General features: G+C 37.0%; 20 protein-coding genes. 17 read left to right on the top strand and 3 right to left on the bottom strand.

Features of this window, described 5'->3' with window-relative positions; genetic code table 11:
- Positions 1-5: 5 nt before the first annotated feature.
- From EKM78_RS06800 to EKM78_RS06740, 14 genes are all read left to right on the top strand, one after another.
- The gene (locus tag EKM78_RS06800) at positions 6-752 is read left to right on the top strand and encodes a DUF1129 family protein (protein ID WP_125770684.1); all 747 of its coding nucleotides are present in this window, start codon (positions 6-8) and stop codon (positions 750-752) included.
- Between the two features lie 159 nt (positions 753-911).
- Positions 912-1,577, top strand: a complete 666-nt coding sequence (locus tag EKM78_RS06795) for an ArsR/SmtB family transcription factor (RefSeq protein WP_125770682.1) — start codon at positions 912-914, stop codon at positions 1,575-1,577.
- Positions 1,578-1,668: 91 nt separating this feature from the next.
- Entirely contained in the window at positions 1,669-2,316 is a 648-nt protein-coding gene (locus EKM78_RS06790) for a DsbA family oxidoreductase (RefSeq protein ID WP_125770680.1), read from the top strand.
- Positions 2,317-2,318: 2 nt separating this feature from the next.
- Positions 2,319-2,465 carry a hypothetical protein gene (locus EKM78_RS12605; protein WP_164507231.1) on the top strand — a complete coding sequence of 49 codons (147 nt, stop codon included), beginning with the start codon at positions 2,319-2,321 and terminating at the stop codon, positions 2,463-2,465.
- 1,077 nt (positions 2,466-3,542) lie between these two features.
- Positions 3,543-4,229: a response regulator transcription factor gene (locus tag EKM78_RS06785; protein ID WP_125770678.1), complete on the top strand. Its 687-nt coding sequence runs from the start codon at positions 3,543-3,545 to the stop codon at positions 4,227-4,229.
- Positions 4,230-4,233: 4 nt separating this feature from the next.
- Positions 4,234-5,367 carry a sensor histidine kinase gene (locus EKM78_RS06780; protein ID WP_125770676.1) on the top strand — a complete coding sequence of 378 codons (1,134 nt, stop codon included), beginning with the start codon at positions 4,234-4,236 and terminating at the stop codon, positions 5,365-5,367.
- A 2-nt stretch (positions 5,368-5,369) separates the two neighbouring features.
- Entirely contained in the window at positions 5,370-6,605 is a 1,236-nt protein-coding gene (locus EKM78_RS06775) for a D-alanyl-D-alanine carboxypeptidase family protein (RefSeq protein WP_125770674.1), read from the top strand.
- 9 nt (positions 6,606-6,614) lie between these two features.
- Positions 6,615-8,144 carry a UDP-N-acetylmuramoyl-L-alanyl-D-glutamate--2,6-diaminopimelate ligase gene (locus EKM78_RS06770; RefSeq protein WP_125770672.1) on the top strand — a complete coding sequence of 510 codons (1,530 nt, stop codon included), beginning with the start codon at positions 6,615-6,617 and terminating at the stop codon, positions 8,142-8,144.
- A gap of 2 nt (positions 8,145-8,146) precedes the next feature.
- A complete protein-coding gene (locus EKM78_RS06765; RefSeq protein WP_125770670.1) occupies positions 8,147-8,884 on the top strand; it encodes an amino acid racemase in 738 nt (245 codons plus the stop codon).
- Between the two features lie 69 nt (positions 8,885-8,953).
- Positions 8,954-9,514 carry a hypothetical protein gene (locus EKM78_RS06760; protein ID WP_125770668.1) on the top strand — a complete coding sequence of 187 codons (561 nt, stop codon included), beginning with the start codon at positions 8,954-8,956 and terminating at the stop codon, positions 9,512-9,514.
- An 81-nt stretch (positions 9,515-9,595) separates the two neighbouring features.
- Positions 9,596-10,468 (top strand): metal ABC transporter solute-binding protein, Zn/Mn family, encoded by an 873-nt coding sequence (locus EKM78_RS06755; protein ID WP_125770665.1) that lies wholly within the window; start codon positions 9,596-9,598, stop codon positions 10,466-10,468.
- Between the two features lie 4 nt (positions 10,469-10,472).
- Entirely contained in the window at positions 10,473-11,132 is a 660-nt protein-coding gene (locus tag EKM78_RS06750) for a metal ABC transporter ATP-binding protein (RefSeq protein ID WP_125770663.1), read from the top strand.
- Between the two features lie 11 nt (positions 11,133-11,143).
- Entirely contained in the window at positions 11,144-11,941 is a 798-nt protein-coding gene (locus EKM78_RS06745; protein WP_125770661.1) for a metal ABC transporter permease, read from the top strand.
- Positions 11,942-11,958: 17 nt separating this feature from the next.
- Complete coding sequence (locus EKM78_RS06740) at positions 11,959-12,411, top strand: GtrA family protein (RefSeq protein WP_125770659.1); 453 nt, start codon at positions 11,959-11,961, stop codon at positions 12,409-12,411.
- Between the two features lie 52 nt (positions 12,412-12,463).
- On the opposite strand, the gene EKM78_RS06735 is transcribed toward EKM78_RS06740, so the two are convergent.
- The 3 genes from EKM78_RS06735 to EKM78_RS06725 all read right to left on the bottom strand — a co-directional run bounded on the left by EKM78_RS06735 (position 12,464) and on the right by EKM78_RS06725 (position 15,948).
- On the bottom strand, positions 12,464-13,714 hold the full coding sequence (locus tag EKM78_RS06735) for an ArnT family glycosyltransferase (RefSeq protein WP_245994864.1): 1,251 nt from the start codon (positions 13,712-13,714) through the stop codon (positions 12,464-12,466).
- 618 nt (positions 13,715-14,332) lie between these two features.
- On the bottom strand, positions 14,333-15,022 hold the full coding sequence (locus EKM78_RS06730; protein WP_125770655.1) for a hypothetical protein: 690 nt from the start codon (positions 15,020-15,022) through the stop codon (positions 14,333-14,335).
- A 143-nt stretch (positions 15,023-15,165) separates the two neighbouring features.
- Positions 15,166-15,948 carry a hypothetical protein gene (locus EKM78_RS06725; RefSeq protein ID WP_125770653.1) on the bottom strand — a complete coding sequence of 261 codons (783 nt, stop codon included), beginning with the start codon at positions 15,946-15,948 and terminating at the stop codon, positions 15,166-15,168.
- Between the two features lie 188 nt (positions 15,949-16,136).
- Here EKM78_RS06725 and EKM78_RS06720 point away from each other — a divergent pair, with 188 nt between their 5' ends.
- Genes EKM78_RS06720 through EKM78_RS06710 form a run of 3 tightly spaced genes read left to right on the top strand, consistent with a single transcriptional unit; the run spans position 16,137 to position 16,993 of the window.
- A complete protein-coding gene (locus EKM78_RS06720; protein WP_164507230.1) occupies positions 16,137-16,454 on the top strand; it encodes a hypothetical protein in 318 nt (105 codons plus the stop codon).
- 30 nt (positions 16,455-16,484) lie between these two features.
- The gene (locus EKM78_RS06715; RefSeq protein WP_125770649.1) at positions 16,485-16,718 is read left to right on the top strand and encodes a hypothetical protein; all 234 of its coding nucleotides are present in this window, start codon (positions 16,485-16,487) and stop codon (positions 16,716-16,718) included.
- A gap of 20 nt (positions 16,719-16,738) precedes the next feature.
- Positions 16,739-16,993, top strand: a complete 255-nt coding sequence (locus tag EKM78_RS06710; protein WP_125770647.1) for a hypothetical protein — start codon at positions 16,739-16,741, stop codon at positions 16,991-16,993.
- Positions 16,994-17,195: the final 202 nt, after the last annotated feature.

The following is a 17,195-nucleotide window of genomic DNA, read 5'->3' as shown; positions in this document are numbered from 1 at the left end:
TATTGATGGCTGACGATTTAAGAGAAAGAAATAAGAAAGCGGCAGAGAAACAAAAGCGCAATTCTGTTAAGAAAGAGAAACAAGAGCAGATTGCTCAGAAGATCAACAGTGCTGATGCTGATGAATTAAGAAAACAATTAAGTAATAAGAACGAAGAATATGTTTTTAAACTTAATAAATATTTGACTGACGATGACTTTACGGAAGCTGAAGCTAAAGAGTCGATCGATAAGATGCTTCCTGAAATCATTGAGAATCAGATCAAGGGTATCCCAGCTAACCAATTGTACGGTCCAGTTTCCAAAAAGGCCGGCGATATCGCTCATCCAGTTAAGCCTAAGAAGAAAACACCATTTTGGGCTTTGGCAATCGATACTTCACTACTATTTTTTGCCTTATTCGGCGTATTGTACGGTATCGTAGGATTGACAAGCAAAGACAAGACGGCTCAAAATCAAACTGGTATCATTACTTTGATTTTACTAGCCGCTATGTGGGGCGTATTGTTGACATGGTTCAACTTACAAATGAGAAAACCGAAGTCAGAACGTCCAGGTCTTATGATAACGATCGGATACATGGGTGCCGGTTTAGTGATCATGTTTGTCTTCCTAGGTTTGATGCAATTTGTTCCAACGACTATCAACCCACCGTTGGACGGCGTAGTTTACTTGATCTTGGCTGTAATAGCCTATGCCGGTCGATTCTTCTACCGTCGATTCATGGGTATTAAAACACGTAGTTTTATTTAAAAATTAACTTTTATTTATTCAGATCGGTAGCGTAATGCTGCCGATTTTTTTTGTGGAAATGAGTTGCGTATTAATTGCAATTTTTTTCTTATTTAGTACAATTTAATTACTTAATTGAATAGTTGTTTACTATCTATTTTATTTTCTCGAGGTGATTTTATGTCTTTGAATGATGCTGCCAATGAGTATAAAAATAAGCTTTATTTGGAACTTTCTAAGATCGGCAAGGGGGTTTCTTCTGACAAACGATTGGAGATTTTAGATTTATTGTCTCAAAGTCCTAAGTCCGTGGATCTATTAGCGCGCCAATCAGGGATGAGTGTGGCTAATACTTCACGTCATTTGAAGATTTTGCGGGAATCTCATCTGGTTTCCTGTTCTAAGAAAGGGAATTTTGTAGTTTATTCGTTAGCATCCAAAGAGGTCGAGCAATTATTTTATTTATTGCGAGATGTCGGCGAACAACAATTATCAGCAATGCGAATTATTCAGCAAAATCTTGATGCTGAGGAGTCAGTGCGAACTTTGGATCTTTCAACAGCAACTAAATTGTTAGAGCGCAATGACGTTGAACTGTTGGATGTCCGCCCGGTCGAGGAATTTTCAGCTGGACATATTCCCGGAGCCATCAATATTCCGATGGATCAATTGTTCGAAAGAGTCGATTCTTTAGATACTAATAAAGATATCATCGTTTATTGTCGCGGACACCTGTGTGCTTTGACGAATCAAGCTACTAAGATGTTAAACGAAAATGGGCACAATGCGTACAGCTTGAACGAGAGTTATTTTGACTGGCGCCAGTTCATGGGTCAACAAGCTTAAGAGCTAGTTGATTGACAATTATAAAAATGATGATAATATCTAACTATTCAATCAATTAGTTGAATAGGTTACTCAAATTTGGAGGTTAGTCATGGAAATTAAATATTGGTCAGATATTGCCTGCCCATTTTGCTATATTGGGTCAACACGGATGAAGAAAGCTTTAAAGGAATTACAAATTTATGATGAGACTCCATTGGAGTTCAAGTCTTTTCAACTAGATCCTACTTTACCCAAAGATACAAATAAGACGATGCTAGAAAATTTTGCCGGTGGACATGGGATGTCTGAAGAACAAGCTAAACAACAGATGTCACAAATTTCCCAAATGGGTGAGTCTGATGGATTAAAGATCGATTTGATGAATGCAGTTCCTACTAATACAATGGATGCACACCGCTTGATCAAATTGGCGGATTCATTAAATGATCATCCTTTGATGGAACGTGTTATTGATGCTTTTTACAAAGTTTACTTTAGTGATGGCAATTCGATTGCTGATCATGATGTTTTATTAAAAGCTGCTACTGATGCAGGGCTTGATAAAGATCGTGTTGAAGAAGTTTTGAATGGTAAAGAATTTGAAAATGACGTTGTTAGTGATGAAGTTGAAGCTCAACAACTTGGTGTTAGAGGAGCTCCATTCTTTGTTCTTAACAATAAGTATGGTATTTCAGGTGCTCAACCATATGACGTTATGGTCGGAGCCTTAAAGAAAGTTTTAGCTGAGGAGGTTTAGTTATGACTGACGACGAAAAGAAGAAGGATATTCCTGTATTTGAACAACTTGGTGGGGCTAATGAAAGTGGTGTTTGTGGTCCTGAAGGTTGCAATATTGAAGATCATCGAAAGATGGTTGAAAAGGGTAGTGCAGATAATAAAGAGTAGTAAAAAGCATCGGTTGAAATTGAAGCCAGCCGATGCTTTTTTTTGAATTATTTTAGATTGTTGTTGATTTTGGATTAACTTTGCCAGTATTGTTTGAGGACTAGTTTCAGTACACCGTGATTTATAGTTTGTAAGTTTTCAGTGTGGTGTGTGGGATTTTGTAGAGCTTGGTATCTATTCTTGTTGGCTAAATTTGCTGCGAATTGGATAGATCTGTTTATTTTTATCCTCAAGGATGTTGAAACGAGCTCCAGGCGACAGCGGCCTCCGGTTTAGAAACTGTCAGCAGGCACGACTTCGTCGCACCTTGTGTGCTGACAGTCCCTAAATCCTCAGCAGCTGACCGTCGCCTTCCACTTTCTATTTTGAAACGAGCTCCGCGAGGTAGCGGCCTCCGGTTAACACAAGAGTTGGTGGTACTGATATTCAGATTTGGAGTGGTGCTTACCTATTATTATTGATAAAATTGCTGCGAATGGATAGAGTTGTTTATTTTTATCCTCAAGGATGTTAAAACGAGCTCCGAGGCACAGCGGCCTCCGGTTAACACAAGTATTGGTGATACTGGTATTCAGATTTGGAATGGTGCTATTTATTATTATTGGCTAAACTTGCTGCGAAATGGATAGAACTGTTTATTTTTATCCTCAAGGATTTTGAAACGAGCTCCGCGAGGTAGCGGCCTCCGGTTAACACATGTAGTCGCGGCACTGCTTCGCAGCACCTTGTGCGACTACACGCGTTAATCCTCAGCAGCTGACCAACCTCGCTGCGCTCTCTGTGCTACTTCACTCTGAAGCACATGACTAATCCATACAGCCCGAATCCCCCACATGCGATTTTTAGTAATTGCCCGTAGAGTTGGATGCGACCGCTGGTTAGTTTGGGGTCGGTTTGGAATTTGTATTGGACGAAGGCTAGGATCGATACGGAGAAGATTATTATGATTATGAATCGGAGTCTTTTTTTTAGAAAATTCATCGGTTTTCGCTTTCTTTTTGTGGGTTAGGAATTCATCTGCTTATTATTGTATAATAGTATCATAAGTATTAAAAATGTTGTTTAGGTGGGTTTTCTATGAAGATTTTAGTGGTTGACGACGACAAAGAAATTGTGGAATTGCTCAGCATTTATATTAAGAATGAAGGCTATGAGCCAATTACTGCCAATTCTGGACAAGAGGCATTAGATGCGCTTGCCCAACATAGCGACATTGCTTTGATGGTTTTGGATATTATGATGCCCAATATGGATGGTATTGAGGTTACTAAGCGTGTTCGTAAGGATTCGCAGATTCCAATTATCATTGTTTCAGCAAAGACGACAGATATGGATAAGATCCAAGGCTTGATCACGGGAGCTGATGACTACGTAACTAAGCCATTTAATCCGTTGGAAGTTATGGCTCGGATCCGCTCTTTGCTTCGTCGGAGTGCGCAACAAGCTTCCAAGAACGTTCCTGATAAGCTAGAAGTTGGTCCAATTACGATTTATAAGGATTCACATGAGGTGGTCACAGATTCTGGCAACAAGGTCCAGTTGACGGCACTTGAATTTGGTGTGCTTTATTTGTTAGCCAGCCACCCAAACCGCGTCTTTTCAGCTGATGAGATTTTTGAACGCGTTTGGAAACAAGAAAGCGTAGTTTCTGCTAAGACAGTTATGGTTCACGTTTCTCATTTACGTGACAAATTAGAAGAAGCTACTGATGGCGAGAAAGTCATCGAAACTGTTTGGGGCGTTGGTTACAAAGTGGAGGTTTAGTTTTTTGAAAAAACAAATTAAACTGAATGATAAGGAAAAGGGTGTCCTCCTAATTGAAGGAATAGGCACCTTTCTTTTATTTCAGGTCATAAACATAATTTTGATCATGTCTTCTAATTTATTTTTCAGAAGCACTGATTATAAGAGCTTTTCAGAGTTGATCCAGATGGACATGTCGCACGATAGTTTTTATCGTGTTTTATTGCTATTGGCATTAGTTATTATTTTAGAAGTATTCATTTCGATCCATGTGGTGATGAAGTCTTATCGTCAATTTCAAATGGAATACATTGAGAAAGAATTAGCTAATATTGCCAAAGGTGACTTGAATCAACAAATCAATCTGCAAGTTAATAAGCGTCTGCAAGGAGTTGTTGATAATATCAATTCTTTGATCGCAAATACGAATGAACACATTACTGAGCAACGTCGCTCTGAAGAGAGCAAAGATGAATTGATCACTAATGTCAGCCATGATATTAGAACGCCACTGACTTCGATCATTGGTTATTTAGGACTGATCGAAAGTCAAAATTATCAAGATCTTGATCAAATTTTGAAATATACCCACGTCGCCTACAAGAAGTCGCTTGAGATGCAAACGTTAGTGAACGATTTGTTTGAGTATGCTAATGTAGAGCATGCAAATAGTACTTTATCGATGACAAAATTCGATATGGCACAAATGCTAGATCAGCTTTCAGCCGATTTTGAACTGGAAGCTAATAAACGAGGCATGGAGATCGTTGTTACGGCTAAGCCGGATAAGATCTTGATGTCAGGAGATACTGATAAATTGGGGCGTGTTTTCAATAATTTAATTATGAACGCCTTCAAATATGGTAAAGGTGCCACTCATCTGTGGTTGGATGCGAAACAAACACCTAAAGAAGTCGTGGTGACGGTTTCTAATAATGGTAAACCGATCCCTCAAAAGTCACTCGACTCGCTTTTTGACCGCTTTTATCGAGTGGAAGATTCCCGTTCTAAAGAAACTGGTGGAACTGGTTTGGGACTAGCGATCGCTCAAAGTATGGTCAAAATGCACGGTGGTCAAATCAATGTCCAATCAACGCCTGACCGGACGTCATTTATTATTCATTTCCCAATGACCAAGTCAAACAATAATGAGGACTAACAATGAAGAAATTTTTTAAAAAACTTGTGATCGCATTGGCAATTTTATTAATGTTACCAGTGTTTGATCCACAAACTGCCCAAGCTGAGTCTTTTGTAGCAAATGTTAATGCTAAGGCAGCTTTGGCCTTCGATGAAAACTCTGGTCAAATTTTATACGCCGAAAATGCCAATAAAAAAGTGGCAATTGGCTCAATCACTAAGATATTAACGTTATATTTAGTTACTAAAGCAATTCATCAAAATAATTTGAAATTTACTGATACAATAAAACCGACCCAAGCACAAGCAGATATGACTAACTTGGATGAGCTAGCTAATGTTAGTTTGGATGCTAACAAGGAGTATACAGTCAAGCAACTGTACGATGCAGCCTGGATCGTTTCATCAAATTCAGCAGCTATGATGTTAGCTCAAAAAGTTGGTGGTTCGGAAACGAACTTTATCAAAATGATGCGTAAAACAGCGAAAAGTTGGGGTATTAAAGATGCTGAGATCAACAATGTTTCTGGATTAAATAATTCTGATTTGGACAAAGGGATGTATCTTGGTAGCAAGGATGGTGAAAACAAGCTGTCTGCCTATGATATCGGGATCATCGTTAAGCATATTTTGGATGAGTATCCGGAAGTGCTAAAGACGACCTCACAACCCGATCTAACTTTCTCTACTAGTCAAGGTGATAAGATCTATAAATCACTGAATTTGTTGCTAAAAGGTAATCGTGATTATCAAGAAGGCTATGAATTCGATGGTCTTAAGACGGGAACAACTAAGCAAGCTGGAGATTCTTTTGTGGGAACGTACCCAATCAATGGCACAAGGATCGTCACAATTGTTATGGATGCTCAAGGTGGGGCAAATGACAAAGATAAGCGTTTTAGAAGTACCCAAAATCTGGCCCATTTAATCAACGATTCTTATAAATATCAAACCGTCGTCAAGAAAAATCACGAGATCCTCATCACTAAGAAAGAAAAGTATAAGACTTATCGTGATGTAAAGATGTGGGTCCCAAGTGGAACTGATCCTAACTCGTTTATTTACAAAACAACACCGAATAAGCTGGGATTCAACGTTGCTCACGGCAAAAAGCAAGCACAGCTGATCGTTAAGAATGTTCCTTATGGATACATCAATTATCCAAATGTGAAAAATCCAGTCAAAAAAATCGTTCCTAAAAAAGTCCACACTTCATTTTGGGATAACATTGCCAACTTCTTTAAAAATCTCTTTTAGGAGGAAATTATGAGTTTAAAAATAAGTCAAGCCATAGAGATCCTCGAACAACACAATTTATTAGTATCTAGTAAAGTCACAGATCCAGAAAAAGTCGTGACTAATATTAGCTACAATTCAAAAGAAGACCAAACCAATGGGATCTTTTTTTGCAAAGGAATCAATTTTAAACCAGATTATTTAAAGCAAGCACAACAGGCTGGGGCAGTGATCTACGTTGCTGAAGAAGCTTTTGATGAAGATACAGATAATTTGATCGTCAGTGACGCTTCCAAAGCCTTAGCGGTTTTAAGTGCAGCCTACTTTGGTTACCCAGACAGGGATTTATTTATCATTGCCTTTACCGGAACCAAGGGGAAAACGACAACTTCATATTTCATCTATGATATTTTGAAAGAGATTTATCCTCAAAAAGTTGCGCTTTTTTCCACGATCGATCGAATCGTTGGTCCTAATCCAGAAGATGAATTTAAATCTGATTTAACCACTCCAGAATCCTTGGATCTTTATCGTGATATGCGTCGTGCTGTGGATAATGGGATGACGCATTTAGTGATGGAAGTTTCTTCACAAGCATATAAGAAGAACCGTGTGTACGGATTAACCTTTGATATTGGTGGATTTTTAAATATCACACCTGATCACATTGGTAAAAATGAGCATCCAACTTATGCTGATTATTTATACTGCAAGAAGCAATTACTCGTAAATTCCAAAATAAACATTATCAATCGTGATACAAACGACTTTGAGACAGTTTACGACGCTGCTAAGCAAACTAGTTCGACAGATCAAATTTACTTATTCGGACGTGACCAAACTAAGTCAGATCTCGATTTCTTGTTGACGTCTAAAGAGGCGACTTTAAAAGATAGTATTTTTACTGTCAGTGCCGTATCTGATAAAGCTAAAACATTACAAGTTGCTGGAGATTATAAATTGGGGCTAGTTGGCGATTTCAATGAAGTTAATGCGACAGCTGCAATTTTGGCCACTGGTCTAGTTAAGATCCCAGTTACTAATATATACGATGGACTACAGGGAGCTCATGTTCCCGGAAGAATGGAACACATTATTACTAAGGACCATGGAATCATCTTTGTTGACTATGCGCATAACTATGCTAGTATGAAGGCTCTACTTGGTTTCTTACGCAGAGAATATCCTGGGTCTAAGATCAAAGTAATCGTTGGTAGTCCGGGTGATAAAGGGATTTCTAGACGTTCGGGATTTTCTAAGGTATTGACGGAATTAGCAGATTCCGCTATCTTAACTACTGATGATCCTGGTTTTGAAGATCCAGCAGATATTTGTCGCCAGATCGACGAGAAAATCGACCATGACAAAGTGTCGACGAAGATCATTCTTGATCGAGAAGAAGCTATCAGAGAAATGATCACTACTAGCCAGTCGGGAGATATTATTGTCTTAGCTGCTAAAGGTGATGATCCATATCAAAAGACTAAGGGGATCGATGTTCCATATCCTACCGATTCCGTTGTTGCCAAATCAGTTTTGAGGGATATCGAAGGAGAATAACTATGAAAAACTTCTTTACAGTCCTTGGAGGAATGGGGACTTTAGCTACTGAAAGTTTTGTTAGGATTCTTGATCAAAGAACTAAGACTCAAAAGGATCAAGATTATCTAGATTATATCGTTGTCAATCATGCGACAGTTCCGGATCGAACGAGTTATATCGTTGACCACAGTCAGCCTAGTTTTTTGCCAGCTTTAAAAGAGGATGTTGAGCAACAAAGTTTGTTGAAACCAGCTTTTATGATCATGATCTGCAATACGGCTCATTATTTGTATGATGAGATCCAAGCTGCGACAGATATTCCGATCATCAATATGCCACATTTGGCAATTAGTACGATGAAGAAACAACATCCTAATGCTAAGAAGATCGGTCTGATCGCTACTAAAGGTACGTTGTACGATCATATTTATGAAGATGAGATCAAGGACGCAGGCTTTAACGTTTCACTAGGAGATCAAGCTGTTCAAGATGAGGTTGAGAGTTTGATCTATGACGACATCAAAGTGGCCGGAGCAGTCAATAAAGAGAAATATCATCATATCTTACAAACGATGCACGATAAATTTGATTGTGACGTCATCGTCTTGGGTTGTACTGAATTATCATTAGCCCAAGAAAAGGCGTCAGATCATGATTTCGAGGTTATTGATGCCCAAAGTATCATCGCTGACAAATCAATCGAATTAGGAATGAAATTACGCAGAGGCGAGGAAATCGATTTTTCTAAGATTTATTAATGTTATCGAACATTTTATTGAATAAAATCGTAACCCCCTTTATATTTAAGTTACGGGAGGTACTTATTTATGCTAAAAAAATTATCAATAACCACGGCTGTCTTAGCTGGCTTACTGTTGGCTGGATGCTCGAATACACAGACATCTAGTTCAACACAATCAAAAGATAATACTGAACAGATGAAGAGTACCAAATCAAATGCTTCAGATTCGAATGCTAATTCAAGCAACCAGACGAAGTCTGCTAAAGATACTGAGAGTGACGACGAAACAACGACAAACGCTAAATCAACTAATCAAAGCGGATCGCAATCAGATGCAAGTGCTGCCGATACTAACTCAAGTGCAAAGAGCAACCAAAAGACTGATGCAAGCGATAAGTCATCTACACAAGCAGATGCTACGCAGTCTAATGCCAATGTCATCAACTCAGCTAGTGATGCCACTACTTTTTTAGGTGACAAGTTGGCATCTACTTATGACAAAGCAACGACGCAATATGTTGCTAATGGTAAGATAACTTGGAATAACATTGAGGGTTACCAAGTTAACGTATATACTAAGAATTCAAATTCACCAGTTGGAAGTTATTTAGTACCAGCTAATGGTCAATATTTCCAAATTTGGTAAAATAAGTTAAGGATAATTATTAAGAGGTCGGGACAAAAGTCTTGACCTCTTAAATTTTGAAAAAAATCATGGAGATCGTCGATGAAACGTAAAAAGTATTTTTTAGCCATATTTTTATTAATGATTTTAGTCTTGACTGGCTGCTCAAAAAATAATTCTCAAAAAAATATCATAACGACGACGGTTAATACTTATAACGAACCAGTTCAAAGTATTGTAGGAGATAAATATCAAGTCGAACCGATCATCAAGTCGGTCAACGTTGATCCACACAGTTTCTCGCCATCGACCAATAACTCGAAACAAGTAGCTGATTCCAAGCTCATAGTCGCCAACGGCCTGGGATATGACGACTGGATCAATAAGATGGTCACAGCTAATAGTCAGCAGAAAAACTTTATTGATTTTGGGAATGTTTTAGGACTGAAAAATGGCGACAATGAACATATTTGGTTCGGTGTTGATCACATGAAGAAGCTGTCGAAAGCGGTTTATCAACATATGACAAGGGTTGACGTAAATAGTAAAAATTACTATTATGTTAATTATAAAAAATATACACACAAGCTGGATCATTTATCTGACCGTGAAAAATCCATTAAGAAAATAGCTCAGGGGAAAGTGGCATATGTTACGGAGCCACTACCTTATTACTTACTAAAAGATATTGGTGTCAAAATTGCCGATACTCATTTTGCGAAAGCTATTGAAGAAGACACCGATCCGTCGATCAAAGATGTTAATGATATGGAGCAAGGGATGAAAGATCATAAAGTCGATTTCATCGTTGTCAACAAACAAGTCAGCAGCAGTATCATTACTAAGATGATGGATACCGCAAAGCATTATCATATTCCGATCGTTTACTTCACTGAAACATTGCCAAGTGATGTTGGGTATTATAGCTGGATGTCGGATAATTTGGACCAGATTGAAAAGGTAGTTAAGGAGTAAGCTATTGATCGAGGCAAAGAATCTTACTAAGAAATTTGGTAAGCAAGTAGTTTTTAAAGATGTCAATTTTAAGATCGACGATGGGGAATTTGTCAGCATTGTTGGTCGTAATGGTGCCGGTAAGTCAACATTAGTCAAGATTTTAATGGGACTAGAGAAGAAGACGAGTGGCAAGATCGAGATGGATCATCACGAGAAAATCGGTTACGTACCACAGTTTCGTAACATTGATTTGGATTATCCGCTCAATATTGAACAGTTTATGCGACTTAACTTAAAATTTACTTTAAATCCACAAAAAAGACGTCAAAATAATAAAAATGTTCAAAGTATCTTGCAACAGACAAACTTGATGGACTTGCGCAAACGCCCGCTTGGCTTAGCCTCTGGTGGTGAAAAGCAAAAGGCATATTTAGCACAAGCTTTGGTGGGACATCCAAAAGTATTGATCTTGGACGAATCGACAGCGAGTTTAGATGTTGACGTCAAAGTTCAATTGATGAATTTAGTTCAAAAATTAAATCGAGAACATGGTTTGACAGTTTTATTCATTACACATGATTCTGATTTGACTAAACGTTACACGAAGCGAGCCCTCTTATTCGAAAATCATTCGGTAGAGAGCATAGGTGTGGACGAAATTTCGGAAGATATGTTTGAATAAGGAGGAAGAGCATGTTTGGATATGAATTTATGCGAGAAGCTTTTATTGCTAGTACATTTATTGCAATAACAGCCGGTATTGTCGGTGTTTTTGTAGTTTCAAGAAATATGTCGTTCCTTTCACACACCTTATCAGAGATCGGTTTTGCTGGTGCTTCGTTTGGTATTTTAGTGGGTATCTCGCCACTTGCGGGGATGATTTTATTTACATTAGTCAGTTCGATCGCCGTCGGTAGTTTAAGTACTGAATCATCGCGGCGTGAAGCATCGATCAGTGCAATATCATCGCTATTTATAGGTTTAGGGATTTTATTTTTATCATTGTCTTCGGAATCGAGCTCTTATGCGACAAATATCTTATTTGGTAGTATTGTAGGTATAAGTTCAACTGAAGTTCACCAATTGCTGATCTTAGCAATTTTTGTTATTGTAGTCTTTATTATTTGCTATAAACCACTAGCTTTTGATTCATTCGACCATATTGGAGCCCAGGCTTCAGGCTTGAACACACGAATGCTTTCAGTAATATTTTTGATTACTTTAGCTTTAAGTGTCAGTATCGGCGCCCAGATCGTTGGGTCATTGCTAGTATTTGTTCTTTTAACTTTACCTGGTGCAACAGCCAGATATTTGGTACACTCAGTGCCGAATTTGCTTATGGTTTCAGTTGGACTGTCGCTGGCCGGAGTTTGGCTAGGCTTATACTTAGCCTTCGTCACGAATTGGCCGGTAACGTTCTTTATTTCAGCCTTTGAGGTAATTGCATACTTCATTGGTCTATCCTACAAGAACTGGAAATTAAGCCACTAGGGAGAATCAAACGGATAATGAAAGAATTATGGAATAAATATAAGGACACCATTCCTTATTTGTTTTTTGGTGTTCTGACAACTGTAGTAAATATTGCTTGTTTTACTTGGTTTGCATATCCGCTGCATTGGAATTATCAAATTGCTAATGTAGTGGCATATTTCTTATCTGTTGCATTTGCATACGTTACAAATAAATTATGGGTCTTTAATTCCCATACCAATACTTGGAAAGCATTTTGGCTTGAGATGGGTTCATTCTTCCTATTTCGGGCAGCTTCCTGGGTCATTGACCAGGGTACGATGACGATCGGTGTTACTTTACTGGGACAAAGTAAGTTCTTAGTTAAAATCGTAGCCAACGTTGTGGTAGTCGTGCTTAACTACGTATTCAGTAAGTTTATCATTTTTCGAAAACGCGATAAGTTGGACAAAGCTAGCAAACGTCAGCTAGCTGATGAAAAAGAATAGCATTAAAAGAGGCATGATCCTTTAGTTTGGGGATCATGCCTCTTTGTATATATTATTCTATTTGTTTGCGTTGATGAAAAATTGTGGGTATCCGTTTGACGATTTCCATCATTCCGATACTACTAATAATAGCTAAAATTGGGATAAATTCGATCCGATATCTTCCTTGAACTTCAATGAACAATTGGACGACCGCAAAAGCTAAAAACGGAAGGATCAGTAAGAATATCCCTTGGTATTCTTTCATTTTGTAGAGCACAAATGAACCGATCCAAGAGAACAAAATGATTATTATAGATCCTAAATAACCTAATAAGGTTAATTTCTGATAAGTCCGAGGAGATACTTTGGTGTTGACGCTAGTAAAATCTATTGCATGTGAGCTGCTTGACCAAGATGTGGAAATCTTTTTTTGGAATAAACTAAGCCATTTATGATTTTTGTTCAAGTAAGAAATTTCATCAGTGAGTATCTTTTTTTCTTCTTGCTTCATTTGTTGTTGATTCTTATTGGTGTTGATCTGTTCAAATAACTTTTGATCGTAGGTCCCACCAGATCGATAATTTAAACCAACAGCGAATTTCCAACCAGGATCACGGTTGGATAGACCATATTGATTTAGACCTGAACTTTTAATTAACAAGCCTGCACCATTGAAAATTAAAAAATACATTCCCAATAAAACGAGCAACTTCCAAAGTTGCTCAATATGAATAGAATTATTATTAACAATTGCATAAACGATAGCATATACAATAATACCAGCAATAATTACTGGTCCAATAGGTCGAATAATAGCCCCTAAGGCCAAACATATACCGGCTAATAGATATGACCAATACTTGTTTTGCAATACTAAGTAGAAGGTAAGTAAGAAAAGAAACGAACCAAGATATTGATTATCGGCTTGAGAGCTGATTGCAAACCAGTCAAGATCAATCATCAGCAAAAATGCGCTAATACGAGCCATTTTTACATTCTTAAATATCTTGAGAGTAATTTTATAAATTAATAAAATAGTAAATACTTGATAGAGAATATTCAACAATTGAACTGGAAGTATATGAAAACCGAATATTTTAACTAATAAGAGAATATATGCCATAAATCCGGTTTGATAGGCCCATTTGGCAAAATAATCTTGATTTGTATAATAAAGCAAATCTCCCTTAAGAATCCCAGTAACACGAGACCAGAAATTACCAAAATCGCTGATTTGTGTTTTAGGAACAAAATTTATCCATAGTAAAGAAACAATAACAAAAACCAGCATCATTGCCAGAATGGTTAGTCTATTAGCCAATTTATTTTCCGGGATAATATAAAGAAGATATGATATCAGAATAACACCCAGTAAAGTTAATATTAGTGCTAAAGAGAAAAGTACCAAATGACTTTGCATATAAGTCTGGAAAACATTTTTCAACATAATTATAAAAACAATGGTTGTAAATATGACCATGCAAAATAAAGTGATCTGGGTCACTAATTTTTGAGCTTTATTCAACATATAGATTGCATCCCCAATTAAAATATTTTGAAATTATTTATCATTAAAACTTATTCCCTAAGTCACATTATACCTAATGCGGCCAGTGTTAGTCATATATGACTGGAAAATTATTGATGTTATAAAATAAAAAGTCTTTTTGAGTATATCAATAATTTCAAATTGGTGCACGAATCAGTGTGAATCGGTGAAAACATCAAATATATTTATTTAAATGGAAAAATTCGGCTTTTTTGAATTTCAATATTATTTTTTAGCGTATAAATCGAGAATGCTTATTTTGATCGAGCCTGATCAGCGTTTTATTATGTTCGTGAAATTTAAGAAAAGGTATGTGAAAATACAAAAAATGAGATGATCTCCCATATTGGAAATAATTGTTTTTTTGCTAAAATATTCTGAAACTAAAGATCATATCAAATCTATTGGAGTTATCGTAAAAGAATTTGAAATATCAACTTTAGAGATTTGTTGTTGCTTGTTTACGATTATTTTTTCAATTAAAATGCTGAATTTGGTTAACTCATGTGGATCGATATTTATGTTTTTACTGATGAGCTTTATTTGTCGACATTGTCGCTGATAAGTTTGTTTGATATCAGTTAAAGCGTCTTTGAGATTTAATGCGTAATATGAAGTGTTGCCAATGCAAGTGTATCGGTAAAATTCTGCGATCGGTTCAGCGGTAGTTTCAATGTAAGAGTAGAAATCCGTTGCAATATCTTGATCTTGTCCGGATAGAACGTCTAGTGCTAGATGGATACTGTTAGTAGGATGAAAGGGAAGATCCTGGGCAAATTTATTTAAGTGCCGAGTTAAAATAGCTAAACCTTCAGGAGTTCTCGCGGAAACAATGTGGTTGATCATACTGACTGGCAAATCATTTAAGATCTTAGCGAGATCACGATTCTCCAATTCGGGTATTAAGCTGTGATAAATCGGGGCAATTTGCTCATTTAAGAATCTTTCTTCTTGCTGGAATTGTTCACCGGATAGGCAAACAGCATCGCATAAACCGAGCTTTAATCCTAAATATGGTGACATGAAAGTGGCATTTTGATCGATCCCTTTAAACACGTTAAAAGTCTTAGTCGTTAGCAAGATAATCACTCCCTAAATAAAAAAAGTTATTATTTTGTAATTATAAAGATTCCAGCGCAGAGTGCTTGTCGATGTTGAGTAGAATAATTTTGTTAAAATGAAAAACCATGGATCATTACGGGTCGCGTAATAGTCCATGGTTATTAAATAAAGAACGAAGCTTCTGGTTCGTCAGCGTGAATAGTTTGAGGCTTTAATAAATAACTCTCATTTTCAAAAATAATCTCGGATTGGATCGGTCGAGTGGTCACTTTGATTTTTTGAATAATCGGAGTGAACTTTAGTAATTTATTAGGGTCGATATTTAAAACTAGTGCTCTCTCCCGGAATTCACGGCACTGGATCTCGTACAGGTCATCGATTACTTTCATAGCAATTTTAGGATCTTCCATGTAAAAACTGTTAGTTCCGATACCATTGAATTTGTAGCAACCGAGGCTGGAATTAGTATTAATATCAAAGATGGTTGCTTTGGCGGGACCTTCATACTGGCGGGGGACTCCTTGAGCTTGCTCTAAGACCCAATTAGTGTTGACGGCAAAATGACGACTGTTTCGTTGTTCTTTAACTAGCGTTTGTAACGCCGTTGTGAAGTTGAAAAAGGCTGACGTGCTGTTAAAAGAGACCACAAAATCTCTCGATTCAGGAGGCGATTCTTCAGAAATGGCAGTGAAGGGGACGGTCCGAATTTGTCCAGCTAATTGTCGTCCCATGTTGATCAATTCCGGAGTTATTTCATCTGGTCGTAAAATACCGTCAAACACATGAACGGGGTCACCATTTATAAAATGATGCATCTTAGCAAAGTCACTTTTGCGCAAGATAACTGCATGAGTCAATCCAAATGCCAGGGCGGAGAAAAAGGACATGCGATTGATATTTTGTTGATCATATTTTTCTAATGAAAAATATTTTGAGCTAACCATCAGATAGCCTCCTTCCATATATGATAGGTATTGTGACTTATTATAGTTCAATTGTGCAAAAGACTAAATATCTTGCTCTGAACATCTTCGGCACTTTTTTAAAGAGAAATGAGTTTATTTGATTTTTTTCATTAAATTTACAGGAACTTTACATTCGATTGGTATATTTAATGATGGAGGGATCAATGTTGTCTTCATTATATGATAGCTTGTTAGCCTTGCCACATTCTGTGGCAGCGCTTGTGCACTTGGGATTGTTTTACTTAATAAATAGGAAGTATTATCGGGATCGATTAACGATTGGCTTGCTTTTTTTTGCTCTGATTTCAGTCGCTTTCATTACGATGTCAGCTGTTATCGATTTTGTAGTCTTGTTTTCTTTGACCTTGGCTCTTTGTGTTCAAGGACTATCGCTGAATAATAAGTCTTATTTGCGGATGAGTTTGGTATTGTTGACGATATTGATCGTAATGATCGGATTTTTTCTGCATTATTTTTTGATTTGATATCAAATTTAACTAATTTGGGGGGATTGGATGAGTGTTAGCCATTTATTGGCGTTAGTATTATGTCTATCGATCATTGGCTTAAACGGTAGATTTGGAAAGAACCTGCGTGAATTTGTTGGATTGTGGAGGTTTGCCATCTCAGTGCCGTTATCTCTATTCTCAGCTTATCTAGTTTATAAAGATACACCGTTGTTATTACCATTAACCATCGTAATTTTATTAATGCTATTATCCGTCAATTATTTGAAATACAAAATGTAACCGAAAGTGGTGGGATTCATATGTCTTTAGATGTTATCAATCTTTCATTAATAATTATTTGGCTCATTTTTATTTGGTTTACCAAAATTGGCATGAAACTAACTCGCAAATTAGGCAAGTACGGAATCTTGAGCAGTACTGCTTTGCCGCTTTTTTTATTGTCGATCGGTTTCGGTCGACCGTCGATTTATTCCGGTGTTGTAATAGTCGTGATAGGTTCAGTGATAATTACTTATTTTGATCAAAGAAAACAGAAATCTAGTGGATCAAAATAATGTGGATATAGAAGTATTGTAATTGTGATAAAACCCATCGAGATGGCAGCAAAATTATTCTCTAAGAAAATTTTTGAGTGTCTTTGACTAATCCGTTGAATTTGCAATTTATAAATAAGGAAAAAGAGAATGTGACATAAGTGTTCTCTGTACAATAAAAAATGGACGAAAACCGATTTTTGGTTTTCGTCCATTTTTTGTT

Source organism: Companilactobacillus furfuricola, from assembly GCF_003946325.1.
Lineage (GTDB): Bacteria > Bacillota > Bacilli > Lactobacillales > Lactobacillaceae > Companilactobacillus > Companilactobacillus furfuricola.
This window is presented reverse-complemented; position numbering and strand designations above follow the sequence as displayed.